Annotated in this window: 21 protein-coding genes and 1 tRNA gene; 17 read left to right on the forward strand and 5 right to left on the reverse strand. The window is 43.1% G+C overall.

The window, feature by feature from the left end; genetic code table 11:
• The first annotated feature begins 18 nt into the window (after positions 1 to 18).
• The 5 genes from MBEAL2_RS08245 to MBEAL2_RS08265 all read left to right on the forward strand — a co-directional run bounded on the left by MBEAL2_RS08245 (position 19) and on the right by MBEAL2_RS08265 (position 4,474).
• Positions 19 to 1,041: an alpha/beta hydrolase family protein gene (locus tag MBEAL2_RS08245; RefSeq protein ID WP_052947583.1), complete on the forward strand. Its 1,023-nt coding sequence runs from the start codon at positions 19 to 21 to the stop codon at positions 1,039 to 1,041.
• A gap of 76 nt (positions 1,042 to 1,117) precedes the next feature.
• On the forward strand, positions 1,118 to 1,999 hold the full coding sequence (locus MBEAL2_RS08250; protein ID WP_047151823.1) for an aldo/keto reductase: 882 nt from the start codon (positions 1,118 to 1,120) through the stop codon (positions 1,997 to 1,999).
• Between the two features lie 86 nt (positions 2,000 to 2,085).
• Positions 2,086 to 3,612, forward strand: a complete 1,527-nt coding sequence (locus MBEAL2_RS08255) for a tagaturonate reductase (protein WP_047151824.1) — start codon at positions 2,086 to 2,088, stop codon at positions 3,610 to 3,612.
• 21 nt (positions 3,613 to 3,633) lie between these two features.
• Positions 3,634 to 4,251: an NUDIX hydrolase gene (locus tag MBEAL2_RS08260; protein WP_047151825.1), complete on the forward strand. Its 618-nt coding sequence runs from the start codon at positions 3,634 to 3,636 to the stop codon at positions 4,249 to 4,251.
• 19 nt (positions 4,252 to 4,270) lie between these two features.
• Positions 4,271 to 4,474: a hypothetical protein gene (locus tag MBEAL2_RS08265; RefSeq protein ID WP_047151826.1), complete on the forward strand. Its 204-nt coding sequence runs from the start codon at positions 4,271 to 4,273 to the stop codon at positions 4,472 to 4,474.
• 397 nt (positions 4,475 to 4,871) lie between these two features.
• Here MBEAL2_RS08265 and phaP read toward each other — a convergent pair whose 3' ends face one another.
• Positions 4,872 to 5,399: a polyhydroxyalkanoic acid inclusion protein PhaP gene (gene phaP, locus MBEAL2_RS08270; protein WP_047151827.1), complete on the reverse strand. Its 528-nt coding sequence runs from the start codon at positions 5,397 to 5,399 to the stop codon at positions 4,872 to 4,874.
• A gap of 328 nt (positions 5,400 to 5,727) precedes the next feature.
• On the opposite strand from phaP, the gene MBEAL2_RS29080 reads away from it, so the two are divergent.
• Positions 5,728 to 6,231 (forward strand): gamma-glutamylcyclotransferase family protein, encoded by a 504-nt coding sequence (locus MBEAL2_RS29080; protein WP_052947584.1) that lies wholly within the window; start codon positions 5,728 to 5,730, stop codon positions 6,229 to 6,231.
• A 121-nt stretch (positions 6,232 to 6,352) separates the two neighbouring features.
• Positions 6,353 to 6,916, forward strand: coding sequence for a hypothetical protein (locus MBEAL2_RS29085; protein WP_052947585.1), 564 nt, complete (start codon positions 6,353 to 6,355; stop codon positions 6,914 to 6,916).
• 521 nt (positions 6,917 to 7,437) lie between these two features.
• Here MBEAL2_RS29085 and MBEAL2_RS08285 read toward each other — a convergent pair.
• The 3 genes from MBEAL2_RS08285 to MBEAL2_RS08290 all read right to left on the reverse strand — a co-directional run bounded on the left by MBEAL2_RS08285 (position 7,438) and on the right by MBEAL2_RS08290 (position 9,723).
• Positions 7,438 to 8,022 carry a 5' nucleotidase, NT5C type gene (locus MBEAL2_RS08285; protein ID WP_047151828.1) on the reverse strand — a complete coding sequence of 195 codons (585 nt, stop codon included), beginning with the start codon at positions 8,020 to 8,022 and terminating at the stop codon, positions 7,438 to 7,440.
• Between the two features lie 135 nt (positions 8,023 to 8,157).
• Positions 8,158 to 8,406 (reverse strand): DUF6431 domain-containing protein, encoded by a 249-nt coding sequence (locus tag MBEAL2_RS33945; RefSeq protein WP_369405479.1) that lies wholly within the window; start codon positions 8,404 to 8,406, stop codon positions 8,158 to 8,160.
• Between the two features lie 201 nt (positions 8,407 to 8,607).
• The gene (locus tag MBEAL2_RS08290) at positions 8,608 to 9,723 is read right to left on the reverse strand and encodes an IS4 family transposase (RefSeq protein WP_047151829.1); all 1,116 of its coding nucleotides are present in this window, start codon (positions 9,721 to 9,723) and stop codon (positions 8,608 to 8,610) included.
• Between the two features lie 190 nt (positions 9,724 to 9,913).
• On the opposite strand from MBEAL2_RS08290, the gene MBEAL2_RS08295 reads away from it, so the two are divergent.
• The 7 genes from MBEAL2_RS08295 (at position 9,914) to MBEAL2_RS08320 (ending at position 16,173) form a co-directional block, all read left to right on the forward strand.
• Positions 9,914 to 11,797 carry a helix-turn-helix domain-containing protein gene (locus tag MBEAL2_RS08295; RefSeq protein ID WP_047151830.1) on the forward strand — a complete coding sequence of 628 codons (1,884 nt, stop codon included), beginning with the start codon at positions 9,914 to 9,916 and terminating at the stop codon, positions 11,795 to 11,797.
• A 123-nt stretch (positions 11,798 to 11,920) separates the two neighbouring features.
• Entirely contained in the window at positions 11,921 to 12,607 is a 687-nt protein-coding gene (locus MBEAL2_RS08300) for a cysteine hydrolase family protein (protein WP_161798193.1), read from the forward strand.
• Between the two features lie 106 nt (positions 12,608 to 12,713).
• On the forward strand, positions 12,714 to 14,219 hold the full coding sequence (locus MBEAL2_RS08305; protein ID WP_047151832.1) for a sodium:solute symporter family transporter: 1,506 nt from the start codon (positions 12,714 to 12,716) through the stop codon (positions 14,217 to 14,219).
• Between the two features lie 15 nt (positions 14,220 to 14,234).
• Entirely contained in the window at positions 14,235 to 14,357 is a 123-nt protein-coding gene (locus MBEAL2_RS33535; protein ID WP_269082451.1) for a hypothetical protein, read from the forward strand.
• Positions 14,358 to 14,370: 13 nt separating this feature from the next.
• Positions 14,371 to 15,618, forward strand: a complete 1,248-nt coding sequence (locus tag MBEAL2_RS08310; protein WP_047151833.1) for a Zn-dependent hydrolase — start codon at positions 14,371 to 14,373, stop codon at positions 15,616 to 15,618.
• 48 nt (positions 15,619 to 15,666) lie between these two features.
• Positions 15,667 to 15,746, forward strand: a tRNA-Arg gene (locus tag MBEAL2_RS08315).
• A gap of 193 nt (positions 15,747 to 15,939) precedes the next feature.
• Complete coding sequence (locus MBEAL2_RS08320) at positions 15,940 to 16,173, forward strand: hypothetical protein (protein ID WP_047151834.1); 234 nt, start codon at positions 15,940 to 15,942, stop codon at positions 16,171 to 16,173.
• A 266-nt stretch (positions 16,174 to 16,439) separates the two neighbouring features.
• On the opposite strand, the gene MBEAL2_RS08325 is transcribed toward MBEAL2_RS08320, so the two are convergent.
• A complete protein-coding gene (locus MBEAL2_RS08325) occupies positions 16,440 to 17,957 on the reverse strand; it encodes a PucR family transcriptional regulator (protein ID WP_047151835.1) in 1,518 nt (505 codons plus the stop codon).
• Positions 17,958 to 18,294: 337 nt separating this feature from the next.
• Between MBEAL2_RS08325 and MBEAL2_RS08330 the strand changes: the two genes are divergently transcribed.
• The 3 genes from MBEAL2_RS08330 to MBEAL2_RS08340 all read left to right on the forward strand — a co-directional run bounded on the left by MBEAL2_RS08330 (position 18,295) and on the right by MBEAL2_RS08340 (position 24,306).
• Positions 18,295 to 20,397 carry a hydantoinase/oxoprolinase family protein gene (locus MBEAL2_RS08330; RefSeq protein WP_047151836.1) on the forward strand — a complete coding sequence of 701 codons (2,103 nt, stop codon included), beginning with the start codon at positions 18,295 to 18,297 and terminating at the stop codon, positions 20,395 to 20,397.
• On the forward strand, positions 20,394 to 22,169 hold the full coding sequence (locus MBEAL2_RS08335; RefSeq protein ID WP_047151837.1) for a hydantoinase B/oxoprolinase family protein: 1,776 nt from the start codon (positions 20,394 to 20,396) through the stop codon (positions 22,167 to 22,169). Before MBEAL2_RS08330 ends, MBEAL2_RS08335 begins: the two co-directional genes overlap by 4 nt.
• Positions 22,170 to 22,317: 148 nt before the next feature.
• Positions 22,318 to 24,306 carry an oxidoreductase gene (locus tag MBEAL2_RS08340; RefSeq protein WP_047151838.1) on the forward strand — a complete coding sequence of 663 codons (1,989 nt, stop codon included), beginning with the start codon at positions 22,318 to 22,320 and terminating at the stop codon, positions 24,304 to 24,306.
• Positions 24,307 to 24,663: the final 357 nt, after the last annotated feature.

Below are 24,663 nucleotides of genomic sequence, written 5' to 3' on the forward strand. Positions count from 1 at the left end.
GAAGGGAGAACAATCAGTATGGCTAACCGTAACTTTTCCCTGTGGACGTATTTTATGGAACGCGGGGCGGAAATACGACCTTCCTTAGCGTACCAGGGAGGGGATGTGCGGGAGTGGCAGCCAAGATTGTTAACCAAAGTCCAGGAGCTGCTGGGTGATTTTCCTCCATCCGTCCCTCTCGAAGCAGAAACGATCTGGAAGGTGGAAGAAAACGGACTGATTAAGGAGAAAATTGTATTCAATTCTGAACCGTTCGCTTCCATTCCTGCCCTTGTGATTCGAGGAGCAGAACTCTCCGTTGACCGGAAACATCCCGGATTACTCTGCCTGCATGGGCATGGTCCTTTCGGTAAGGATTCTGTTGCCGGTGTCAGATCTACGCAGGCTCACAGAGATATCATTCAGTTATATAACTATGATTATGCCGTGCAATTCGCCAGGCAGGGCTATATAACGATTACACCTGATTTTCGAAATTTCGGGGAGCGAAGTGATGGTGACCTGTATCCAGGCCGCGATAGCTGTAATGTTCATTTTATACGCGGACTCTTGATGGGAATCAATTTGATTACGTTAAATATCTGGGACATCATGAAAACGATGGATTATTTCATGGGCCGCCCGGAGGTGGATGAGAACCGAATCGGCGCGATTGGCTTATCATTTGGCGGGACGATGGTGCTCCATTCGGCGGGATTAGACTCACGGATTAAGGCGGCCGGAATTGTCTGTGCCCTGACTACTTATGAGGAATATGCCATCAAAATGGGAAACTTCTGTGGTTCTCAATTTATCCCCGGAATTTATCAGTATGCCGATCTGGCGGATCTGGCCGGGCTCATTGCTCCGCGGCCGCTTTTGATTGAAAATGGCGTCTTTGACGACGGATTTCCCATTGAAGCCTCTCTTAAGGCCCAGGAACAATTAAAGAGAATTTATCAGGCGGCAGGTGCAGAGAATCGCCTGGAGATTGACCTATTTGAGGGAGCCCATCAATTCAGCGGGAGAAAGGCTTTTTCCTTCTTTGAAAAGTGGTTATAGACAAATAAGCTGAAAGGAAGTGTTAAGGCTGGAGACTTCTCACCCTCTGGAAAAACGACGACTGACTGGAACTCACATGGAAGTGACAATCCTTGGCTTAGGCGGCGCAGGACTCGGCGGTATTTTTGGGGAAGTAAGTGATGCCGACGGAGTAGCGGCCGTCGATAAAGCGCTGGAACTCGGGATGAATTGGCTGGATACATCGCCGTATTATTTTGAAGCGGAGAGACGTATGGGTTTGGCTTTGCGGGGGGTTCCAAGAAATCGTTATTATCTTTCAAGTAAGGTAGGCACCCATCGGGAACGGTACCTGGATTATTCTGCGGACAGCACTTACTGGAGCGTGGAAAACAGTCTAAGGACACTGGGAACGGACTACCTGGACATTTGTTTGATTCATGATCCGCTCCCCCGGCATCTGGAGCAGGCTCTGGGCCCGGGTGGTTCGCTGGAGGCGCTGCTGGATTTAAAGCAGCAGGGGGTAATTAAGGCGATTGGAATTGGTATGCAAAGCCATGAACTGATTCGCCAGGCCATCGATACCGGACAACTGGATATGGCACTCACGGTCAACGATTATACCTTGCTTCGTCAGAGTGTACTATCCGGTGTGTGTGATTATGCAGAGCCGCATGGCGTCGGGGTCGTGAATGGCGCGGCCCTTGCGATGGGCCTGTTGTCGGGACGCGATCCCCGGAGCATTGGCACCTTCCGCTGGACACCGCCTAAAGAAGAAGTAGACGCTGCCATCCAGGTTTATGAATGGTGTAAACGAAGAAAAATAAATATTTTAGCTTCAGCCTTACAATTTAGTCTTAGTCAACCACGGCTTAGCTGTACCTTAATTGGGGCTTGTTCAGCCAAAGAAGTAGAGGAGTGCTGGAGTGCGGCCACCACCCCGATCGATCCCGAGGTTTGGCACGAATTGTCACGCTTGCTCGAGGAAATTCGATTATAGAAAAAATAAGCGGTTATTTGTTCAGTGTTCAGGTTGTCGAGAGTCTCGGCAGCCTATTATTTTATTCAGTACAGGAGGGGAGAAGAATGCAGCAGTTAAACAAACAAGTGCTCCAAAAAGAGCAGGGGATGGAGGAGCTGCCCGAACGAATTATTCAGTTTGGGGAAGGAAACTTTCTGCGTGGTTTTGTAGACTGGATGGTCCATGAATTAAATAAACAGGACTTATTTAACGGGAGAATTGTTGCCATTCAACCGACTCCCCATGGGAAAGTCGTTCCTGTGCTTAATGCTCAGGATGGTCTCTATACCCTTGCCCTTAGAGGGGTGGAAAAGGAAAGCGTAATCAATAAACTGGAAATCATCTCTTCCATTAGCAGAGGAATTAACCCGTATGAAGATTGGAATGAAGTCATAAACCTGGCGGAGAATCCGCAAATTCAATTCGTGTTCTCCAACACAACAGAAGCCGGTTTAACGTACGTAAAGGAAAAGTTAATCCCCGGCCGATCCTCGCTTTCCTTTCCAGGGAAATTGACGGCCTTCCTCTATCACCGTTATCAGGTGCTGGGTGATTCCAAAGCATCGGCAATGATCATTGTTCCCTGCGAACTGCTGGAGGACAATGGGTCTCTACTGGAAAAAACCGTTCTCCAGATTGCTAAAGACTGGGGATTGCCGGATGCTTTTTCCGGGTGGATTCAGGAGCACAACCAGTTCTGCAATACGCTCGTGGACCGGATTGTTACCGGGTATCCCAAAGATCAGATTGAAGATTTTCGTAATTGCTTAGGATATGAAGACGCTTTGCTCACCGTGGGAGAGCCATACCATCTCTTCGCGATTGAAGCTGACGAAGAAGTGGCAGAGTTGCTGCCTTTTCATCGAGCCGGACTCAACGTTCACTGGGCACAGGTAAAGCCGTTTCGGGAAAGTAAGGTTAGGATTTTAAATGGAGCTCATACCTTGATGGTTCCTGTGGCTTTTTTAGCAGGGAAGAACACGGTTCTAGAAACAATGGAAGATGAAAGTTTACGCCAGTTTGTTTTAAAAGGGATCTACCAGGAAATCCTTCCCTGTCTTTCCGTGGATGAAGAGCAAAAAAAGCGATTCGCCGATTCTGTCATAGATAGGTTTCTTAATCCTTTTAGTCACCATTTTCTTTCTGATATTGCCGTTCATTCATTTGCTAAATGTAAGGTCCGGCTTCTTCCCACGCTTTTAGATACAGTACAGCAGAGGAATCGTTTGCCAGAAGCGGTAACCTTTTCTTTTGCTGCGCTGCTTTTGCTTTACCGGGGACGGCGGATTACAGACAACCAATTGGCTGGTTACCGGGGAGAAGAGGAATATATCATCAGAGATGAGCCCGAAGTCCTCGTGTTTGTAGAGGAAGCATGGTCCTTTTATAAAGAGGATACAGGGGAGCAGGTTGAAAAGGTAGTAGAAATGATAGGAGGCAGGGAAGCTTTGTGGGGAACCAACCTGAATCAGGTGCCCTGTTTAGTTGAATCTATTTCTAATAATGTGAATCGAATCCTTCAATTGGGAATGAGGCAAGCCTTAGATGAGTTACTCCAGGGTGAAGACTATCTTTATAGCAATAGTGAGTAAAAAGTAAATAGGGGTGAAGGTATGAATGATAAGTGGCTTGATTGGGCGAAACAACTTCGATCTATTGCACAGGCAGGATTAACGTATTCGAAAGATGTATATGACCTGGAGAGATTCGAACAGATAAGAAAAATAAGTATGGAGATTATGTCAGAACATACAAATGCCGACATGAAGATGATAAAAGACTTATTTGCTAATGAAACGGGCTATGCTACACCAAAAGTCGATATTAGGGCGGTTGTTTTTAAAAATAAGAAAATCCTGCTGGTTAAAGAGAAGATGGACGGATATTGGTCCTTACCCGGTGGTTGGGCAGACATCGGTTTAACTCCAACGGAAGTAGCCGTTAAAGAGGTAAAAGAAGAGTCAGGGTTTGATGTCAAAGCGACAAAGCTGCTGGCTGTTTTGGATAAAAAGTGCCACCCGCATCCTCCCTCTCCGTATCATGTATATAAAATGTTTATCCAGTGTGAAATAGTTGGGGGTCATGCGAAGGAAGGCACAGAAACAAGTGCGGTTGGTTTTTTCGCTGAAGATGAAATCCCGCCACTTTCTATAGAAAGAAATACAGAATCCCAGGTTGAAATGGCTTTTACTAATTTAAGAAATCCTCAGGCCTATGTGAGATGTGATTAAACTTTACCAAGAGAGGCACATGATAATTGTTGAAAATATGCAAGGTGTGTCATTCATCCAACAGAAGAAAAAGGGATCATTCTCGAATTTAGGGGGAACAGTCTTGCCTTTCATATATCTGGAGGAGTTTGTGCAAAGTGAACTCGACGATTTGTTAAGCTATAAAGAAATTATTAAAAAAAAATCTAAAAGCAAAAGGCTCATTGGTTCTGGTTACCTTTGATTAACAAGGCACGCCCCTTTATCTTCTCTACCGCTTTATCTCCTGGAGTCATCGGAACGGAGAAAACGTTTAAATCTGCTTAGCAGACGAATTCGTGAGGAATTGAGTGCATGTGGATTTTATGTGGTAGAAGGAGAAACGCCTATTATTGCCGTTATTATTGGTGAAGCCCAGATAGCTACCACTTTTTCAAAGGATTTGGAGGAACTCGGTATTTTTGCACCCACTATTCGTCCCCGCCGTACCAGCTAGATCTTCTCGAATTCGTCTTACCGTGATGGCGACACATACAGACGAGGATATAAATCAATTGGTTGATGCCTTTAAAATCGTAGGGAAACAAACAGGAGTGATTTCTTGAAAGGACCAATGTTTATGCTAATCAATGTTCCATACTCTATAATATGTCAACACTAAAGACCTCTCTGCCTGGTACACAGAGAGGTTCTCCCTTATTTTTCACTTCTCTTATTTTTTTCTGCTGTTCGATTAGACTTTTGAAGGAGGCTTCCATCTGTTCCTGTGATTTATTTACTGTAGTCAGGCTAGCCATAGCAGGTGTTGCTGTAAGCAACTGAATACGTTTGAAAAATTCATTAAGAAGCTGGTTCCATTCCTCAAACACTCTAGCCGCCTGTTCACCGCCTGGACTTTTTGTGTTGTTTTGATAATCATTTTTTATATCTTCGAAAAATTTATTTATTTCTTGTTCTATTTTCATGGTGTTTTCCGTTATTTGAGTCCAAACTTCTTTTTGGTATTCTATCGTCTGCAGTGTAAGGTTTGCCATTTCACTTTGGTATACATATATTAACTTTAGACTCATGAACCAGTCATCCCAGATAAAATCTACGAAATTTCTAGTGCTTTGCTTTTCTAAGTGTGTCATCATGGTCTCCTTGTTTATGTTTTTATTGGCATCCATTGATAAGAAGTTTCCCTAATTATACGTAAAAGAAAGCCTATGATAGATACACCTGTTGAGATTTTTATCAATGCACGACGCCGAAATTACCAAAAGGAATGTAAATGTCCCTTATATGTAATTTACATCTAAGTGAACATTTTGTCGATCATTTCCTATTCGCAATTGACAAAAAATTTATATAACAGTTTATTTCGGCAATGCATACTCAGGGAATAATAGGATAGATCGAAAAAAACTACCGGCTACGGTAGCCCAAATTGATATAGTGATTTAGCGTTGCAATGATACAAAACCGCTAACCGATGTTGAATTTCCACAAGCTACTATGTTAAACCCGTTTCTTTCTAGACACCGTAAGGGAGGAAGAAGATGGACACCTGGAATTATAGTATTTCTACAAGGTTTTGCATTTCCGATAACACGAACCGCTACAATATATTCTTCTGGAATAAGACATAATTTCCAATATATTGCACATGTATATGTTGCAAATCAGTCCATTTTGTTAGGAAGAGAAATAGAGAGTGGAGATTGGAAACTGAATCAATTTCTTCAAAAAAATCTAGTTTTTCTTCTTTATTATGCTTACGGTTCCTGTATGGATGATGCGCGTTTTAAACAAAGCGGGGTTAAGCATTATTTTTCAACGATATACGGCATCGATGTCTTAGATGGGTTTGCCTTAAAGTACACACGAAAAACCGAAAATGATGGAAGCAGAGCCGATGTTGTCGAACAGGAAAAGGAAAGAGTTGAAGGGGTTGTATATGAAGTTCCCACCAAGGCATTAGAATACTTATTTGAACGAGAAGGATTTCCAAATGCTTAGCGAGCAACATTTGTTGATGTACAAGTAAAAGGGGGAAGTAAGTGAAGCATATTACAAGAAATTATTAATACAATTAAAACAGCTTGGCTTGACACTTTAATCCAGGAGAGGAGAAAGGAAGATGGCGACAATGACAGCAACGATACTCGTTGGGACTGCCCATCCAAATGATGGAGGAATCAACCCGAGTCACTTCTTATTTTTAAGCGAAAACAGCCGTCCTGCATGGATGTTGGTTCCACAAAATATCATTGAACATGAATATAAAAAAGAGTTAAAAAAAGTCACCTGGATACCGACACTTGAGCACATGCTAGAAGATGCCCTGGTCATGATTGGGCTTTATGTGCTGAAGGACGCAGAAATCATACAGTTGTTCAAAAAGCATTTTATAGGAAAAAATCGAACGTTCATCTCTTTGTATGAAGATATTCCAACGAGCGCTTTAGAGCAAATGTATGGAAGAATGCAGCAGCTTACTACAGATGTGAAAGTAGTTGTTTCTGTTTTTAATGGGTCCTCTATTATGAAGAACATTTCAATAGTAAAAGACTATCCATTTGATATAGAGGTTTGCCCGACAAGCTTTCGACGTGAATACAATCAATGGACCAGAAAAACAGAAGAGGCTGGAGTATTGGAGGACGGAGCTCAAAAAGTAACAAACATGTGGAGTGCTAGATAAAACCATGGGAAGACGGTTTGCTATACAAGAAAGGTCATCTTCCCTCCTTCTTATTGCTTTTCTATCTTGGAAATATACTTGCGCCTAAATAAATTTTAGGGTGATAATTTTTAAGTCTTTTGCACCTTATGGGAAGTCCGCATTTGTTGGATGTAAGATAGGACTCACAATTTTCACTGTTCCATGAGAAGCTAAAGGTTAAGGTTTGAACTTCTATTCTCTTCTTGTGACTTAGAGGATCTCAGGTGCCTTTTTAACCGCTAGAGTGACAGGGAATTTGGAGAGTCACTTATATTCTGATTGGTGTTGAAACTATGGATATGATTAAAAAAGGCTGATTGAATGTAAAATTTATTTGTCTTATGTAAAGTCGAATGCCCACATATGATGTGAAGTAACTACCTAGAAACTAACGAAACCATAGTGTGTGATGTTTTATTTTAAGTAGCTGCGTCAAAATACGATTTCCAGTTACCAGGTTAAGAACATGCCTTGGTCTCGTTTCGTGAAAAAGCAGACGCTTATTGTTTGTCTTTTTCATGTTCTTCCACTATTTTTTCTAATTCTGACCAACTGGAGATTCGTTGGTACGAGGCATGCTGGTTATAGCAGGTATTTTTGATGTATACTCTTATTCCGGTTCCTTCAAAAGCACTTAAGACATGTGGTTTGTCATCAAAAAATAAATCCAGCCCTAATCCTTGAGCGATCCCTGCTTTTTCTTCATCTTTCATGCCAATATAGAAATGAGCTTCTTTGAAAGGGAAATCATGTTTTCTCAACCATTCCGTAGTGGCTTCGCGGATTTCTAGGGTATCTTCGCGTGCGGTAAGATAAAAAATTTCATGTCCTTCTTTTGCTAGTTTGTTGAGTATATTAGAGGCGTATTCAAGTGGGAGGCTCTCCTCGTGAATACGAGATTGTAATTGCTTCCATAGTAGACGGCCTTCTTCTCTGCTGAGATTGAACGCATCATAAATATGAAGGGTAGGGAAGGTATCTACAAATTCATTTGTAATTTCCCGTTGTAGAGTTTCATTGAACATGCGTGTTACCGTATATCGCATATCATTCAATGTATCATCTATATCAAAACCGATTTTCATCTACTCACTCCTTATGCTCCCCTGAGCTAAGTGTTTTGTCACAAATAAATACTACTACTTCGATATGAGCTATTCAACCTCCTTTGTCAGTATGCAATTCTTTTTAGATGGAGAGGGTTGTAAAACGTATAATCTCTAAATCATGGGCAATAGTTTCGACAGAACCCTTTCAATGCACGCTGATTCGTACCGTTTGTAAGGAACCAGAACGTCCGGTAATTCATGAGGAATCCTCCCACAACCACTACAGCTAAGACGGCGGAGATTATAAACCTTTGTCTCCCCAGATCTTTCTTTGGATCTTCGGTCTCTGGTTCCGATGACCCTCATGCTTTTTCCGCAACAAGGAGAAAGAATCTTCCCCGCACCCCTAACTAAAAACACCCGTAGGGGTGTTTTTAACCAGCTAAAGATAGTTTTAATAATAAACTATTTTATCACTAGTGTTGCATGAATAAATACAGAATCATCAGATTTATTTTTTCTTTGATTGTAAGCCAAAAAGGCAAAGCCTATAGTAAAGGTCGCTCTGTCCATTTGGGATTTTTATACAATTAAACAGGTGCAACTACGACGCCTTCGTTCCTACGGAACGGTTTGATTAGAAAATTGGCGAATCCAAAGGGTAGATGGCTTCCATAAAGCAGCTTTGAGCCACCGGCTAATCTGAAGGATCTTCTTTTTGCTGTTTGTCTCCAGTTGAACCAGCACATGCAAACAATACACAATGAGTGCCAAAAAGATTTGATTCTGTATGGCATTTTCACTCATCCCGTAAAATTGTTTAATCGTTACATGCTGCTTCAGCCATTTAAAAAACAATTCAATGGCCCATCTAGACCGGTAGATTTCGCTGATTTCCTCGGCACTTAAATCGAAACGATTCGTGATGAGTCGAAGGGGATTTCCTTTCGTATCCATGACTTCCAAAAGCCGAAAGATGTTTTCTGCCCGGTTCTGTGTCGTTCCGATATACACCATTCGGTCTGACAAAACGGTACTTTCCTTCGGAAGAGAGAAAGAGTGGATCTCACGTATCACGGCATTCTTCTTGAGTCGCGAAACAAAAAAGTATCCATCGTCGGTCATCCAGTCAAAGCGTTCGTAATCCACATAACCACGGTCAAACACGTACATGGCTTCTTTATCATCGACGAGCACTTCCAGTTGGCCGCGATCATGCTCCTTGGCTGTTGTCATGATCGCTTTATCCGGATAGGCCGTCTTTTCATCCATGAAAACGAACCGAAGGTGAAGTTTCACACCGGCCTTTGTTTTTCGGAACTTCGCCCATTTATAGTGAGTGAGGTTCAAGGGGAAGATGCTGGAGTCAATGAATTTTAACGGCATCGGCTTTACGCTTTTTTGATGAAACTGTTGGATTTTTTGCACGAGATCTAAGAACACACGGGAAAGTAGGGCGGGTTCTACGCGATTATTTTTTCGGGATAACTGCGAGACACTAATCGACTCAAAACCTACGGTTTTTTGAAGGTCTGTATCCAGTAAAGCATCGCTTAGGGCGTGTAGGCTTTCCGTCTCTTCTAAGTGCGAAAAAAGAAGAAGCTTGAGATAAGATTCAGTCGTCCGTTTTTTTGTATAATCATCTTGCTTGAGGATTTCGACCTGTTCATATAGTTTTTGAAAATTTATGGGCGAAATCCATTTACCAAATGAAGAATTTCGTGTATTCTTGTCCATAACGATGGTCCTTTATATTGGATTTGGACAGGAAACCACCTGTACTTTCCATTATAAAGGATTTTTTTATTGGCAAAAACAATATATTTCAATAGTAGGATGATTTTTAATATTGAAATATAATTAATGCAACACTAGTGCTATTTTATATTAAGACACATACAAAGTTTTGCATGAAGGGGAAATGCAAATGCAGATAGAGTTGATACAGTTAAGACAACAATTGTTGCAAGCTGAACTATTGAAAGATGCAGCCGAATCCTTTGCTTCAAGTCTTCATTTTGATGAAATTATGACACAAATATTGGATAAATCATTGCAAGTTATTCAAGCGGCTGATGCAGGAGCCCTTTTTTTATATGACAAAGAGGACAATGTGTTACGTCCAGCCGCTTGCGCAGGATTTGAATGGGAAGAACTTCGTAACGTTATACTTATACCAGGCGAATCTATGACAGGGTATACGTATCAAAAAAAGTTACCACAAATTTACGAGAGAACGTTCGATGTTGATAAAGGGATGCATACGATGGATCCTAAAAACAAACCTTTTTACGAACGAGCTCTACAATCTATACGTAAGTTGCATGGCGGTGAACTTATTTTACGTAGCGTGATGTGTACACCGCTACTAATAAAAAACGATTGTATCGGTGTCATTACTATTGATAATTTTTCATCTGATGTTTCTTTTACAAATGAAGATTTACGACTCCTGGTCACACTTGCAAACCAGGCAGCCGTCGCTTTAGAGAACGCCCGATTATACCAATCAGAACGAAACAGAAGAGAACAACTTGAAGAACTTAATCAGATTATTCAGGCTCAACGTGATCAACTGTTCCGAATTAACGTAGCTCATCAGCAGCTCATGAAACAGGTGTTAAGTGGGGATACCCTGGAAGATATGGCTGTTTCCATCCATACCATTTTAAAAAATCCAATATTAATTTATGACCCTTTATTATGCGTAGTAGGAGAATGTGGGGTTATAGATATCCAAGCAAAAATCCCTCCATTTCTTTCGCATCTTCAAAAAATGTTAAATGATTGGAGTCCAAAAAGAATTCTTCCTAGTCTTCAAGTGCCGTTATCCTGTCCGGTCATGTTAATTCCCATTGTAACATCTGAAAAGATTCTAGGGATTTTAGCGGTATTAGAATCAAATCACGAGTTTGAACAACAGGATATGGTATTAGCTGAACAGTGCGGAATTGTACTCGCTTTAGACCTTTTAAATCATGAAGCTATTTATGAAACGGAGCAACGTTATAAGGGAGAATTTCTAGATGATTTAATTTCAGAAAAAAACATTGAAATCTTAAAGGAAAGGGCAAAAATATTAAGCCTTAGCTCGGAGGAAGCATATCTTTTTATGATCGTTAATTTTCAATTAAAGGGAAGTTCAAATACTCTCCTTCATCATATTCAAAAAATGATTGAAAAAGATATACTTAACCGAAATCCGAATAGCCTGGTTGTAAATAGATATAATCATTCCATTATTCTAGTAGGTTGGCCAAAGAAAACAACGCAAGAAAGTGTAATCAAACGAAGCAGAGGACTAGCAAATGGAATCATTACGACAATGGAACGTTTATATCCAAACATAGAGTGTTGCATTGGTATAGGAAGAATGTGTAAAAAGATAGAGGAATTTGTACAATCCTATGAGGAAGCAAAGCAATGTATCACTCTTATCCAAAGTCAGAATGGTAAAAATATTTTTCGTGATTACAGAGAAATTGGCGCTGTAAGATTTATGCTGGATCGCTCCAGGGAAGACCTCGTTTCATATGTAAATGATCTGTTGTCCCCTTTGCTGCAATATCCCACGCAAAAGAGGATAGAGTTCTTAAAAACGTTAGATGCGTATATTGTTTCCGGGAGAAGTGTTAAGGAAGCAGCAAGTGAATTGAATATCCTTCCTAATACATTAGTGTATCGGATTAAAAGAATTGAAGAGATTTTAGGCTTTTCTATGGATGATTACTCTAACTATTTTAATTTATCCTTTGCATGGAAAATACTCGAAACCTATGGGATCAAGGAAGAAATATTAGAAAAAAACTAACGGCTAATACTAGCCGTTTTTTATTTTATTCAAAAAATGAGTTCCTAAATTTCATTTTTTTACAAAAAATCATGTAATAAAATTGTTGTAAAATACAGATAAATAAGAATTGGAGGGATGTTTATGGAAAACTTAGATCCTTTGAAAGTCCTGTATAAGCCTATTGCGCATATTCCGTTTGTAAAAGGAAAAACAGCGCTTCTTGTTGTTGATATGCAATATCTCGATGCTGCACCAGGATACGGGTTATTTGCTAAGGCTGCAGAATTAGGAGTAGAAAGTTCTCTCGATTATTATTTTAATCGTTTACAAGAACATGTCATTCCAAATATTCGAAGGTTACAAGAGGCTTTTAGAATGGAACATCTCGAAGTTATCCATACAAAGATTGAGTCTTTAACACAGGATGGACGTGATCGTAGCCCTGAGCATAAGCTTCTTGGATTGCATGCACCAAAGGGATCAAAAGAAGCGGACTTTTTGGAGGAAGTTAAACCGATTGGGGACGAGATTGTCTTCAGCAAGACGGCTTCAGGTATATTTGGTTCAACAAACATTGAATATGTCCTGCGTAATTTAGGCATTGAATACCTGGTTATTACAGGGGTAGTAACAAATGAATGCATTGAAAATGCTGTACGTATGGCAGCAGATTTAGGATTCCTTGTGACATTGCCTGAGGATGCATGTGCCGCACTTACGAAGGAATTACATGAAAATGCTATTGATGTTCTTGGACATACCTATGCAAGAGTAGTCTCCACAGATCAAGTATTGAATGAATTGAAAAGACCAAGCGAGGTGAAATAAATGCTTTGGCATATTCTTGGACTTATCTTTCTTATTGCTTTATTTGGAACCATCTACATGGCAACAAGCGGGAAATTAACGTATATTGATGACGGAGAGTGATAAAATGAGCTTTCAGACTATTGGGATTTTAGTTGTTCTCGTGCTTGGCTTTATTTGGGCCTTTATTGGGATAAAAGTGGCCAAGAAAGTTGAAAAGGCAGATGACTATATGGTTGGTGGTAGAAATGTAGGGGTTGCGTTTGGTGCAGCTACATTGCTAGCTACCTGGGTTACAGGGAATACCGTTTTAGCTGCAGCTGAGATGTCCTATTCTACAGGCATTCTAGGTACCATTGGGTATGCATTAACTGGAGGTCTTGGTGTTCTTGCCTTTGCCCCATTGGCGAAGAAAATTCGGATATCTATGCCACAAGGCCGCACAGTTGGAGATTTTTTCCGTCACCGTTTTGATAAGAAGAATTACTATTTATTTTTAATTATGTTATTGATTTGGGATATTGGTTGGTTGTTAACACAGGGATTGGGAGCTGGCGTGCTGTTAGAATCGATTTTCGGGATTCCGTTCCATACAGGACTTATTTTAACCATTGGTATCGTTACCCTTTATGTAACGGCCGGTGGAATGTTATCGGTTCTGGGTACAGATTTTATGCAGACATTATTAATTCTAGCCATTCTATTTATTTTTCCGGCATGGGTATTTAGCAATGCTGGGTTTGCAGATGTATACACGAACATTATTCATTTAGCTCCAGATAAAATGAACCTTGCCTTGCCTGCAGGACTCTTGTTTTGTGTTGTTGGGCCGATTATGGGTATTGGGGAAGTCTTTATGGATAATACCTTCTGGCAACGAGTATTCAGTCTTCGACCAGATAAAACAAAACAAACATTCATTTATGCTGGATTGGGTTGGATGTTTGTACCGATTGCCATTGGTTGTTTAGCGTTTGTAGCAATTGGGACTGGAATGAAAGTGGACCATCCGGATGCAGTTGCCCCTCTAGTGGTTGGTCATTATGCTGGGAAACTTGGTTCTGTATTATTCTTATCATTGGTTTGGGCATGTATCGCATCGACTGTAGCAGCCTTGTTAAATGCTGTCTCTGCTATTTTTATTAATGATGTTTATCAAGTTCATATCAATCCAAATGCGACGGATAAGCAACTCATCAAAGTTGGAAAGGCCGTCACAGTCTTAGCAGCCGTCATTGCAATCGCTGTTGCGTGGAGCAAACCTAATAGCATGATGGGCCTACTGCTACTTCTTGGTGTCATTAATGCTGCGTATATATTCCCAATTACATTAGGACTTTTCTGGAGCAAAACCAATCGTCATGGTGCTTTCTTAGGTGCGCTGCTTGGTAGTATCATTGGCCTCTTTATCTATGGTAATGGTGGATTTGATCTTATATTCACTAAAATCCAAATCACGACAATTTCTTGGGGTGGAGCTTTCCAAGGGATTATCGTAGGTGGATTGATATCCCTTTTATTTACTGTAGGAGTTTCTCTTATCCAACCTGAACGGTTTAACTTTAGACGTTTAAGGAATTTTGAAAGTAAAGAGGAAAATATAGCGGAAGACAAGGCAAAGGTCTTAGCTTAAAGGGAGGGGATTCGCATGATTGCACCATTTTGGTTTTATTCCTTACTTATTTTTATAGGTGTGTTTGGTAGTGTTGCAACATTAGCCTGGATTATTATCACGTATATAAAAGAGTACAAATCTGGTCAACTTTGGTAGAGAGGGTGTCAGCATGGGGAATGCAGCAATCCTAGCAATAAACGCAGAACGGGTCTGGACACAACTGATTGAACTTGCTGAAATAGGAAGACAGGAGAGTGGAGGGGTTACCCGTACCTCTCTCTCCCCAGAAGACCTTGAAGCACGAGAGCTTCTTATTCGCTGGATGACAGAAGCGGGATTAGAAGTCCGTATAGATGAAGCGGCTAATATTATTGGAAGTTTACCCGGAACTGATCCATCGCTAGCTCCTGTGATGGTCGGTTCCCATATCGATTCCGTTTTAAATGGAGGGAAATTCGACGGTCCATTAGGGGTGTTGGGAGGACTCGAAGCTGTACGGACGATAATAGAAAATGATATAAAAGTACAACGTACTATCGAAGTAGTTTCTTTTACAGATGAGGAAGGCGCGCGATTTTCAGCCGGGTTTACTGGAAGTAAAGGAATGTGTGGCTTATTTCAGCGCCACCATTTAGATCAAATGATAGACAAAAATGGAGTAACGTATGCCCAAGCTTTTGAACAAGCGGGTTTCAATCCGGATGATTATGAAAAAGCAAACAGAAAGCCTGGCAGCATCAAGGCATTTATTGAAATTCATATTGAACAGGGCAAGGTACTTGAAAACGAAGGGCTTCCTGTTGGAATTGTATCGGGGATTGCGGGTCCAATGTGGCTGGGGGTCACGATTAATGGGGAAGCTGGCCATGCTGGAACTACTTCGATGAATTTGCGTTTTGACCCGGGTTTGGCTGCGGCGGAAGTGATGTTACAGGTGGAACAAATTGCAACAGAGTATCAAGGAGTTGGCACGATTGGACAAATCCAGTTCGAACCAGGAGGAGCCAATATTATTCCTGCTCAAGCCCGATTTAGTATTGACATGCGTCATATTAACCAGGAACAACGAAATCAAATGAAAGAGAAAATTGAATCTGCGTTAGAATTCATCTGTCATAAGCGTTCTTTACAATATGATTTAAAAGTAAACATGGATATTCCACCCGTTCTTTGTTCAGAAAATATTGTTACTATTATGGAAGAAGCATGTTCAGATATGGATTTGAAGCCATTTCACATCGTGAGTGGAGCTGGACATGATGCCATGATTATGTCGCATATCACAGAGGTAGGCATGATTTTTATCCGAAGCAAAGATGGAATTAGCCATAACCCAAAAGAATGGAGCAGCTTTGAGGATGTGTCATGCGGGGTTAATTTATTAATGCAAAGCCTCATACGATTAGCAAATGAATAATATTAGTTATAAAATTCATCGAGTTTTCTGCCTGCTCAACAATTTTTCGGCATCTCCGTAGCTCAGCAGGATAGAGCTACAGTTTTCTAAACTGTGAGTCGGAGGTTCGAGTCCTCTCGGGGCCGCCATAAATATGAACATGTAAAGTCCTTGCGATGCAAGGACTTTTTTAATCCCTCAAAACGAAGCCTTTTGTAGTTATTCTTAAGCAAGTCGGAAAGAGTTTATAGTGGTCATTAAGGCCACCTATTACTTTATGCTAATAATGCTAGTGCTTTTTTCTTGTTCTTGAGAATATTCTTTAAAAAAGGAGGGAATGGTATGGCATTCGATATTATAGAAGGAATTAAACGAAGATATGTTAACGCGTATGGGCAAGAGATTGAGATTACACATGTTGCGGTATCATATCGTACACCAGAGTCAAATATCTTTAAAATAAAAGTGCTGCCAATTGAAGAGGTTAATGTATTTGTTAATCAAAAGGATATTTTGGACGCATATGTATCACGTAGGATTGAAAAAGAGGAGGCCATTCAGGGGGCAAATATATAAGTCAATAAAGAGTTAACACTATTCGGATCTGACATTAATTTTACCTCGCGATATAATAAATATGTACCATTAATTCCCCCCTAAAATTAAGGTACTTGCAACTTTTTCTCTAGGTTAATTAATAACTTTCTCATATATTTTAAGCTCCTATGATGGGGGCTTTTTCTTTTTAATAAATTTATATCCTTTACCCAGAAGTAGCTAAAGTGTATATGGTTCTTGCCGTTCCATAGTGGATCTAGGATTCACCCGCATAAACCTTCAAACTACGACAAGTCTGGCAACAAACCAAGCATCATAGCTGCTTGTAAAGCGAGCCAAAGCTCAGCGACATCGCCGGTGGAATTAAGGCGACGCCCCGTCATTTGTTCAATCCGGTTAATACGGTAGACTAACGTCTGTTTATGGATATGCAATTTTTTTGCGGCACCCTGCCAGGAGCGATTCTCACGCAAATAGATATAGAGTGTCATTACCAATTGGCTGTTATGTCTGAAGTCATATGCTAACAGCTCACCGATAACCAAATCTACTAACTCTTGAGCTTCATTCCTACTTCGAGGCAGGAAGGGTGAAACGGGTGACTCTTCACTATAGTAAACAATGGTTTTTTCATGGCTTTCTGCTGCACGTAATGCCCATAGGGCTTCTTGATACGCTTCAGGTGTGCCTGTAGGGATCCTAAAAGTATTACTGATGCCCAAGCGTACGTCTGCTGGCAATTCGGTCTGTAAACTGGAAAGTACATCAGCGTTGGCGGGAAGAAAAGCCAGAAGAATGCTTCCTCGGTGAGCTAACAAATGCGGAATGCCGCGAGCATACAATTGTAGATGTAACCATGCATGCTCGAAAGGCTGTGTTCCCTCGGAGCAGGCAGCAATACACCAAGGTTCTTCTCTCAGTTCATGTTCAGCCAGCAAGAGAGAGGCAGTATTAGCTGCGAGCCGCCCATCAATCAGGCCTACTAGAAGTTCAGCCCCTAATCGTCGCTGACGTTCATGGGTTGCTGTATCTTTCTCAATTACCAGCCCTACAATCGTTGCGATATGGCGTAATACGAGGTTATGAGGGATATCTGTTGAATGAGGAATGGCAAGTAGGACCGCAGGCCGGGAAGCAGGGACAGATACCTGCAACACTATAGTTCCACTCCGCTCTAAACGATGTACAACAGGTGAATGCGGTATATTGCTTGGACGTATATAGTCCAGTATGTCCTCGATGTTGTTCTGCAACTTGACATCATAGAACAATGGTTTTCTGTTAACCGAGTCTACAATAGAAAGCCTACAGTTAATAATCTCACCAAGCATATTAAGTATTGTCGCCGGAGAAGTATTATGAATAAACTGACGCGCAATCTCATACACACGCAACGTCTGCACGACACGCGCGTGTTCTTTATGTGTATTAGCATCTGCCACCGTGCGTGTAATGGCAAGCCAGGGAATCTCATAGGCTGTCAACAAAACGGGAAAAGCATTGCGATCGGCCTCAGCCAATAGAGGATTGGTCAACTCAGGAGCGTACATCCCTTCCGCAATTGCTATCCCACTCACTCCTGCAGCTACCAGACGCTGCAAGTAGATCTCCTGCTCCTGTGCAATCCGCGGAATAGCCAGACCGGTGGTCATAATTAATTCTCCCCCATTCAGCCAGGGTGTCGGGTCGGGTAGTTCACATACATGTGCCCAAGTGATTTCCCGTTCCAGGCCGACAGTACCCGCGAGAACCCGTGTTTGTAAATGCGGATTATGGACCAGTTCACGAACAGTAATTGTCATAAGCATTCATCCCATCGTACGAAATTAATTATAAAGTTTATCCTTTTATACGTATTGAAAAGCCGGTGAGGTTAGAAATATACTGAACATAACAACTATTATGATTATAATAAAAACAATGTAAATTACTAGTGTGTCGTTAGAACCTTCGGGGTGAAAACGAAGGAAGGACAAGGTTTAATGGAGTAATCCATTCTCAAGACGTTGTTTAGTAGAATCGTGCGGTTCCGTGGGCAGAAATAAACGACCTGGACTATGGACGGGAGGTTTTTGTCAGTCTGATACCGTAGCAGGTCATGGAGGCTGAACAGGAACCAATAAAAAAGGAGGAAGATATATGTTACGAGTTGGAATTGATGTCGGTGGAACCTTTACTGATCTCTTTGCCTGGGATGAGCAGGCCACAGGATCCGCCCGTGTACGTACGGCAAAGGTGCTCTCAACCCCAAAGGATCCGGTAATCGGATTTATGAATGCGCTTTCGGTGGCGGGTATCAAGCCAGCCGAAATTGATACCATCATTCATGGAACGACCATCGGAACAAATGCTTTGATTGAACGTAAATATCCTGAACCGGCGCTAGTGACGACTGCCGGTTTCCGCGACACACTCGAAGTTGGTCGTCAGCGTCGCCGTCACCTCTACGATCCCTATCAAGTCAAACCGCGCCCTTTGATTAGCCGCAGTCGCCGCTTTACGGTGAGTGAAAAACTGGGCGCTGACGGGACAACAGTAAAGCCACTCGATCGTGAAGAAGCGCGACGAGTGGCTGAACATATCGCTACACTTGGCATCAAGAATATTGCCATCGCCTTTATTAATTCTTATGTTAATGGTCGGCATGAGCAGGAGATGCGTGAAATCATATTGGAAGTGATCCCGGACGCACGTGTTGCTCTGTCCTCTGAAACACGCCCTAAGGTTCGCGAACTAGGCCGCTTCGTCACGACCGCCATACGTGCTGCCTTGTTTCCTGTTGTGAGCGACTACTTCACCCGATTGGAAGCAACCTTGGCTGAGGCTGGTTCAAGTGCGCCGCTTTTCATTGTCAAAAGTAATGGGGGCATGATGCGCAGTACTACCGCCAAAGAACGTCCTGAAGAACTGATTGGGTCGGGACCTGCGGGCGGAGTCGCAGCAGGAGGCTTTCTGAGTACTTTACTTAATACGCAGAACATGATTGTTACTGACGTAGGCGGCACCAGTTTTGAGGCTTGCCTAATGGAGAACGGTCGTGGCCTGGTAACGGACGAATATGAACTTGAATGGGAGATGCCAATTATTACGCCTATGCTTGATATCCGGAGTATTGGTGCAGGTGGTGGTTCGATTGCATGGATTGATCAGGGTGGATCGTTACGCGTTGGCCCGCAAAGTGCTGGAGCCGATCCGGGACCAGCCTGCTACGGTCGCGGTGGCACCCGCCCAACAGTGACAGACGCAAATCTTGTGCTTGGGCGCCTGAACCAGACCTTAAGTGGCAAATTTCAGCTCGATTACGATGCCGCTGTAACCGCCATACGTACCGTTGCAGAACCACTGGGTTTATCCGTTCTCGATTGCGCTGAAGGCATCATCGAGATTGTCTGTGAGAATATGGCAGGTGCCATACGTATGGTTTCGACTGATCGCGGTCGCGATCCACGTGATCAGACGCTTGTTGCCTTTGGGGGCGCTGGCGGGTTACATGCCTATAACGTTGCTCGCGCAGCTGGTATTAATCGTATCCTAATACCCCCATTTGCTGGTGTCGCGTGCGCCTTTGGAGCCACCACAATGGAGGTGCGCCATGATCTTGAAGCGACGTTTTATGCGCCCGTTGAAGGTCTTGATCCGAGTGAATTGACAGGTGCCTTCACCAAGCTAGAAGAGGAATGTCGTCAATTGCTCGGGAACGATGGAATCATAGCAGAGCAGATGACGTTTGAGCGCAACGCCTTGATGCGCTATATTGGACAGTCATATGAAGTAACCACGCCGGTACCTAATGGTAATCTTGATGCAGCGATAGTGGCCGAAGTAGCTGCTGCTTTCCATGGAGAGCATAAGCGTGAATATGGCGTCTCATCAGAATCCTTCCCCGTCGCTTTTGTCACCTTACGTGTCACCGGGTATGGACAAATAACTAAACCAGAGGCCAGCGATTTGGAAGCAGCACTGGGGATGGGTAATCCAAATGGTACATTCTCGGTCAAAGAACAACGCGAGGTTTACTTTAATGGACAGCATTACCTGGTGGAAGTTTATGACCCCGCACATCTCAGCAGGGGTCAAATCATTCAAGGTCCGGCAATCATCGAACAACCTGACAGTGAGATTGTACTTCCACACCATACGGTCGCACAGGTAGACCAGTATGGAAACATCCTTATCTCTAACGAGAACGAAGTAGGTCAAAATGGCAATATCATTCTTTCCACTGAGGAGGGGGTACTATGACAACTATTAATACAGGATCTGCACAGCGTTTGCTTGATCCCATTACCTTTGAAGTTTTGCGACGTTCATTTGAGTATACCTGCGAACGAATGAGCTTGGTGTTACAAAAGGCGTCATTCTCACCGATTATTTATGACATGGTGGATTACTCGAACGCTATTTTTGATCCGGACGTAAATTTGATCGGCCAGACGGCTAACTGTCCCGTTCATATTGCCGCCATGCATTTCAGTGCACGTGCCTCACTCAAACGATTTCCCATAGAGGAGTTAGGTCCTGATGATGTCATCATCCTTAACGATCCTTACGATGGTGGTACTCATACCCCTGACGTTACGATGACCATGCCAATCTTCTATAAGGACGCGCTGCTTGGCTTCGCGGTCAGCCGAGCGCACTGGACCGATGTTGGTGGTGGTTTCGACACTCACATCGCTGGGGAAGGTTTGCGTCTACCTCCATTGATGCTTTATAAGGGAGGCAAACCCAATACCGAACTGATTAGTATCATCAAGAATGGCACACGCACACCTCAGTACATTGAGGGTGACATTCAAGCCCAATTAGGGGCACTACGGGCGGCGCGTGACGAATTCATACGACTTGCTGACAAGTACGGAGCTGATGTTGTTCAGCAGGGAATGCGTGAAGTCCTCGATTACACGCAACAGATGACAAGAGAAGCAATCAGTCGAATTCCCGACGGTGTGTACGAAGCGAACGATTATGTTGACAGTGATGGATTTACCGATGATCCAGTCCGGTTACATGTTAAACTCACTGTTTCGGGAGATCGGATTGGGGTGGATTTTACAGGAAGCGATCCGATTGCGATTGGTCCGATTAATTCCCCCTATGCCAATACGGCCTCAGCGGTCTATTATTCTTTAAAGTTCTTTCTCAATCCCGAGGCACCAGCAAATGCCGGGATGTATCGTCAAATCGATTTAACGATTCCGGAGAACACCTGGCTTAATCCACATTGGCCAGCACCGACACTTGGATGCACGACCGTAGCCTCTTCCAAAATCACTGCAGCCATCTGGATGGCCCTGGCTCAGGCGATTCCTGACCGCATTGTAGCTCCAACCTGTTCTGATGCCAACTGGTTCGTGGCAAGCGCGACTGATCCAACTACCGGTGAGCTACATGTTTTTACTGATTTACCTGCTGGGGGATGGGGTGGCACACCAGCACACGACGGCATGCATGTGACAATGGATCCGCTTGGAAACTGTCAGAACCTCCCTGCTGAAATCGCTGAACTTCTGTTTCCCATCCGTTACAATGCTTATGAAATGCGCACCGATTCGGCTGGAGCAGGGCGCTATCGTGGCGGTGTAGGCGTGCACGTTGAAGTAGAGTTCCTTGGGCGTGGCGAGATGATCTGGATGGAGTGTTCACGAACACGCGAAGGGTCGCCCGGGGTTAATGGGGGACTACACTCAGCGCGACAACGACAAATGCGCAAAAACTCCAATGGTCAGTTGGAAACCATTGGTGGATTAGCAGATGACGGGACATGGCGGCCGCAAATGCTAGGGGGAATTCAATTTCAGCCCGGTGAATCGTTTGTCTTCGAGAGTACCGGTGGCGGCGGCTGGGGCGATCCTCTGAGCCGTGATCCGGAACTTGTTGCACAAGATGTGCGTGATGACATTATTTCGAAGGAACAAGCTGTCAATCTTTATGGTGTCATGCTTACGGCTGATTTTACAGTCGATCAGCAGGCAACCAAGATAAAACGTACAGAAGTCCGTCATAAATCGTAATGCAGAGAGATTACGAGCTAGCATTGCATACCTAGTGGATGGGGGAAGTGGGATGTCAACCTACTTCCTCTTTCATTCATCCGACTATTGTTTCGATTTGTTACTGAACGTTTTTCTGTAATGTTTATACAGGAAGGAGGAAGTTGTAATGACAAATTTCAAGAACTTATTTAGTAGAGTTGAAATCGGCAAGGTAGAACTTAAAAATAGAATTTTAAGCACGGCCCACCAGACGAATCATGTTGTAAACGGGATTCCAACCTCGGAGATGACCGCTTACCATGTAGCACGTGCTAAAGGCGGAGTTGGTCTGATTATTCTTGAAGCGGCGGCTGTGCACGTATCTGGCATGCTGACCACCCATACCATTGCAGGATACGACCCAAAAGTTGTACCCGCTTATTCTGAAGTTGCCGAGCAAGTACATCCATATGGGACAAAAGTATTCACTCAGTTATTTCACGGAGGCAGGGAAGTGATAGCGAGTGAATATCGCAATGCTGCGTGGGCTCCTTCTGCAGAACCTAGTTTGCGATTCGGAGCTATGCCCAAACCTATGAGCCTTGAGGATATCGAGCAGGTCATTGATGGATTTGCTTTATCAGCTAAATTAGCCAAAGAGGCAGGGCTTGACGGGGTGGAAGTGTGCTGTTCTCACGGATACCTGCCCGCACAATTTTGGTCTAGTCATACCAATTATCGTACGGACCAGTATGGTGGATCCTTTGAGAATCGCATGCGCTTTATTCTTGAAGTCTTGGAACGCGTGTGGCAGGCAGTAGGTGAAGAGTACACGGTGGGAATCCGGATAAGTTCCGATGAGATGACCATGGACGGTACGAACCTGGCAGATGCGGTAAAGATTGTTGAATACTTGGTAGACCGGGTTCGACTTGACTTTATTAACGTTACGGCAGGGGACTCAAGCACCTATGCTGGTTCTACTCATATTGCACCGCCGTCCCCTATAAAGCATGCTTATCTTTCCCCCCATGGATTTAAAATTCGGATGGCAGGTGCTGTTCCTGTTTTTATTGGATCGCGTATTATTGACCCTGTAGAAGCGGAGCAAATTGTGGCTGCCGGTAAGGCGGATGTCGTAGGGATGACGCGTGCTTTGATTGTTGATCCCGAGATGCCGAATAAGGCCATAAGGGGAGACGTTCAGTCCATTGACGCCTGCATTGGGTGTCTTCAAGCCTGCATTGGCCATTATCACAAGGGGCTTACGATTGGCTGCGTACAGAATCCGATGGCCGGTAAAGAGGCAGAGTTGATGCCGCTTATACAGCAATCAAGGATAAAACAGCGTGTCATCGTCGTAGGGGCAGGACCAGCTGGACTGCAAGCGGCTTTGACGGCTGATGCACAAGGCCATGAGGTTACGCTAATCGATCAAGGCAAGGAAATTGGCGGATTATTACGAACGATGCGGCGAGCACCCATGCGTCAGGAATTGGCGGAATCTATGCTGGATAACTATTCACGAAAGTTAGTCGAAAGTAATGTTGATATCCAACTGGGGAAAAAACTTACCTGTGAGAATATAGCGGGGCTAAAACCTGATGCGATTATCTGTGCTGTGGGTTCTCGACCCTACCTGCCACATGTAGAAGGAATCCATGATTCTCGTGTTATGTTGGTTGAACGTCTTTTTAGCGGTACTCCCAAAGCGGTAGGACATCGTGTCCTGGTATTTGATTTTGGTGGAGATTGGCCTGCGATAGAAGCCGCTATATTCCTGGCAGAAAAAGGTCATGACGTAACGTTGATTTCCTCTAAGCTCCATATTGGGCAAGAGGTTCACCAGTATCTTCGTAATGAATATTTGAAGAGACTCTATCAGTTGAAAGTACCCCTCCGGCCGCATTATGATTTTGGCGGTATTCAGGACGGTGATGTTATCATCCGAAATCTATTTTCACATGATACAGATCTGGTGCAAGATTGGGATGCCGTTGTCTTATCACTGGGACGAATTCCTAATATTGAACTCTATGAACAAGTAAAGGGAATGGCCCCCTTTGTTCGGCAGATTGGGGATTGTCTCGCGCCCCGCACTTTGGAAGAAGCCACCTATGAGGGGATGATAGCTGCTTTAGAAATAGGGGTTATGATAACTGAAATGCAAGTATAAGGGGAAATGGATGTTTTAGTATTAATTCCAAAGAGAACTAAAAATGGTGAACCAAAAGCAATCTTTACCTGTAAGTCAGGGGAGGGATTGCTTTTTTCATGTTTACTTCTTTTTCTTCATTACCTGAATGATGAATGGGCTGGGAACATTGAACAGCATCCTTTTGAATCACTACAGAAGTATAAAGTTCAGTCCGGAAATTCTCAAACCGTCTCTTTTTTCCTTTCTTATAAATGAGAAAAGAGATGAGAAGAAGGGACAAGAGAAGAAGCAGAACACTCGTGTTCAACGTGGAGACAAAAGTAAAGAAATTCTTATCTGTTCGCACGCACATTTGACTATTAAATGAGATAAAGA

The organism is Aneurinibacillus tyrosinisolvens, from assembly GCF_001015055.1.
In the GTDB taxonomy this organism is placed as follows: domain Bacteria; phylum Bacillota; class Bacilli; order Aneurinibacillales; family Aneurinibacillaceae; genus Aneurinibacillus_A; species Aneurinibacillus_A tyrosinisolvens.

Bases quoted from the DNA above. Each gene is read 5' to 3' on its own strand.
- MBEAL2_RS08245 (WP_052947583.1), top strand. From the start codon at position 19: ATGGCTAACCGTAACTTTTCCCTGTGGACGTATTTTATGGAACGCGGG.
- MBEAL2_RS08250 (WP_047151823.1), top strand. From the start codon at position 1,118: ATGGAAGTGACAATCCTTGGCTTAGGCGGCGCAGGACTCGGCGGTATT.
- MBEAL2_RS08255 (WP_047151824.1), top strand. From the start codon at position 2,086: ATGCAGCAGTTAAACAAACAAGTGCTCCAAAAAGAGCAGGGGATGGAG.
- MBEAL2_RS08260 (WP_047151825.1), top strand. From the start codon at position 3,634: ATGAATGATAAGTGGCTTGATTGGGCGAAACAACTTCGATCTATTGCA.
- MBEAL2_RS08265 (WP_047151826.1), top strand. From the start codon at position 4,271: ATGATAATTGTTGAAAATATGCAAGGTGTGTCATTCATCCAACAGAAG.
- phaP (WP_047151827.1), bottom strand. From the start codon at position 5,399: ATGGATGCCAATAAAAACATAAACAAGGAGACCATGATGACACACTTA.
- MBEAL2_RS29080 (WP_052947584.1), top strand. From the start codon at position 5,728: ATGTTAAACCCGTTTCTTTCTAGACACCGTAAGGGAGGAAGAAGATGG.
- MBEAL2_RS29085 (WP_052947585.1), top strand. From the start codon at position 6,353: ATGGCGACAATGACAGCAACGATACTCGTTGGGACTGCCCATCCAAAT.
- MBEAL2_RS08285 (WP_047151828.1), bottom strand. From the start codon at position 8,022: ATGAAAATCGGTTTTGATATAGATGATACATTGAATGATATGCGATAT.
- MBEAL2_RS08290 (WP_047151829.1), bottom strand. From the start codon at position 9,723: ATGGACAAGAATACACGAAATTCTTCATTTGGTAAATGGATTTCGCCC.
- MBEAL2_RS08295 (WP_047151830.1), top strand. From the start codon at position 9,914: ATGCAGATAGAGTTGATACAGTTAAGACAACAATTGTTGCAAGCTGAA.
- MBEAL2_RS08300 (WP_161798193.1), top strand. From the start codon at position 11,921: ATGGAAAACTTAGATCCTTTGAAAGTCCTGTATAAGCCTATTGCGCAT.
- MBEAL2_RS08305 (WP_047151832.1), top strand. From the start codon at position 12,714: ATGAGCTTTCAGACTATTGGGATTTTAGTTGTTCTCGTGCTTGGCTTT.
- MBEAL2_RS33535 (WP_269082451.1), top strand. From the start codon at position 14,235: ATGATTGCACCATTTTGGTTTTATTCCTTACTTATTTTTATAGGTGTG.
- MBEAL2_RS08310 (WP_047151833.1), top strand. From the start codon at position 14,371: ATGGGGAATGCAGCAATCCTAGCAATAAACGCAGAACGGGTCTGGACA.
- MBEAL2_RS08320 (WP_047151834.1), top strand. From the start codon at position 15,940: ATGGCATTCGATATTATAGAAGGAATTAAACGAAGATATGTTAACGCG.
- MBEAL2_RS08325 (WP_047151835.1), bottom strand. From the start codon at position 17,957: ATGACAATTACTGTTCGTGAACTGGTCCATAATCCGCATTTACAAACA.
- MBEAL2_RS08330 (WP_047151836.1), top strand. From the start codon at position 18,295: ATGTTACGAGTTGGAATTGATGTCGGTGGAACCTTTACTGATCTCTTT.
- MBEAL2_RS08335 (WP_047151837.1), top strand. From the start codon at position 20,394: ATGACAACTATTAATACAGGATCTGCACAGCGTTTGCTTGATCCCATT.
- MBEAL2_RS08340 (WP_047151838.1), top strand. From the start codon at position 22,318: ATGACAAATTTCAAGAACTTATTTAGTAGAGTTGAAATCGGCAAGGTA.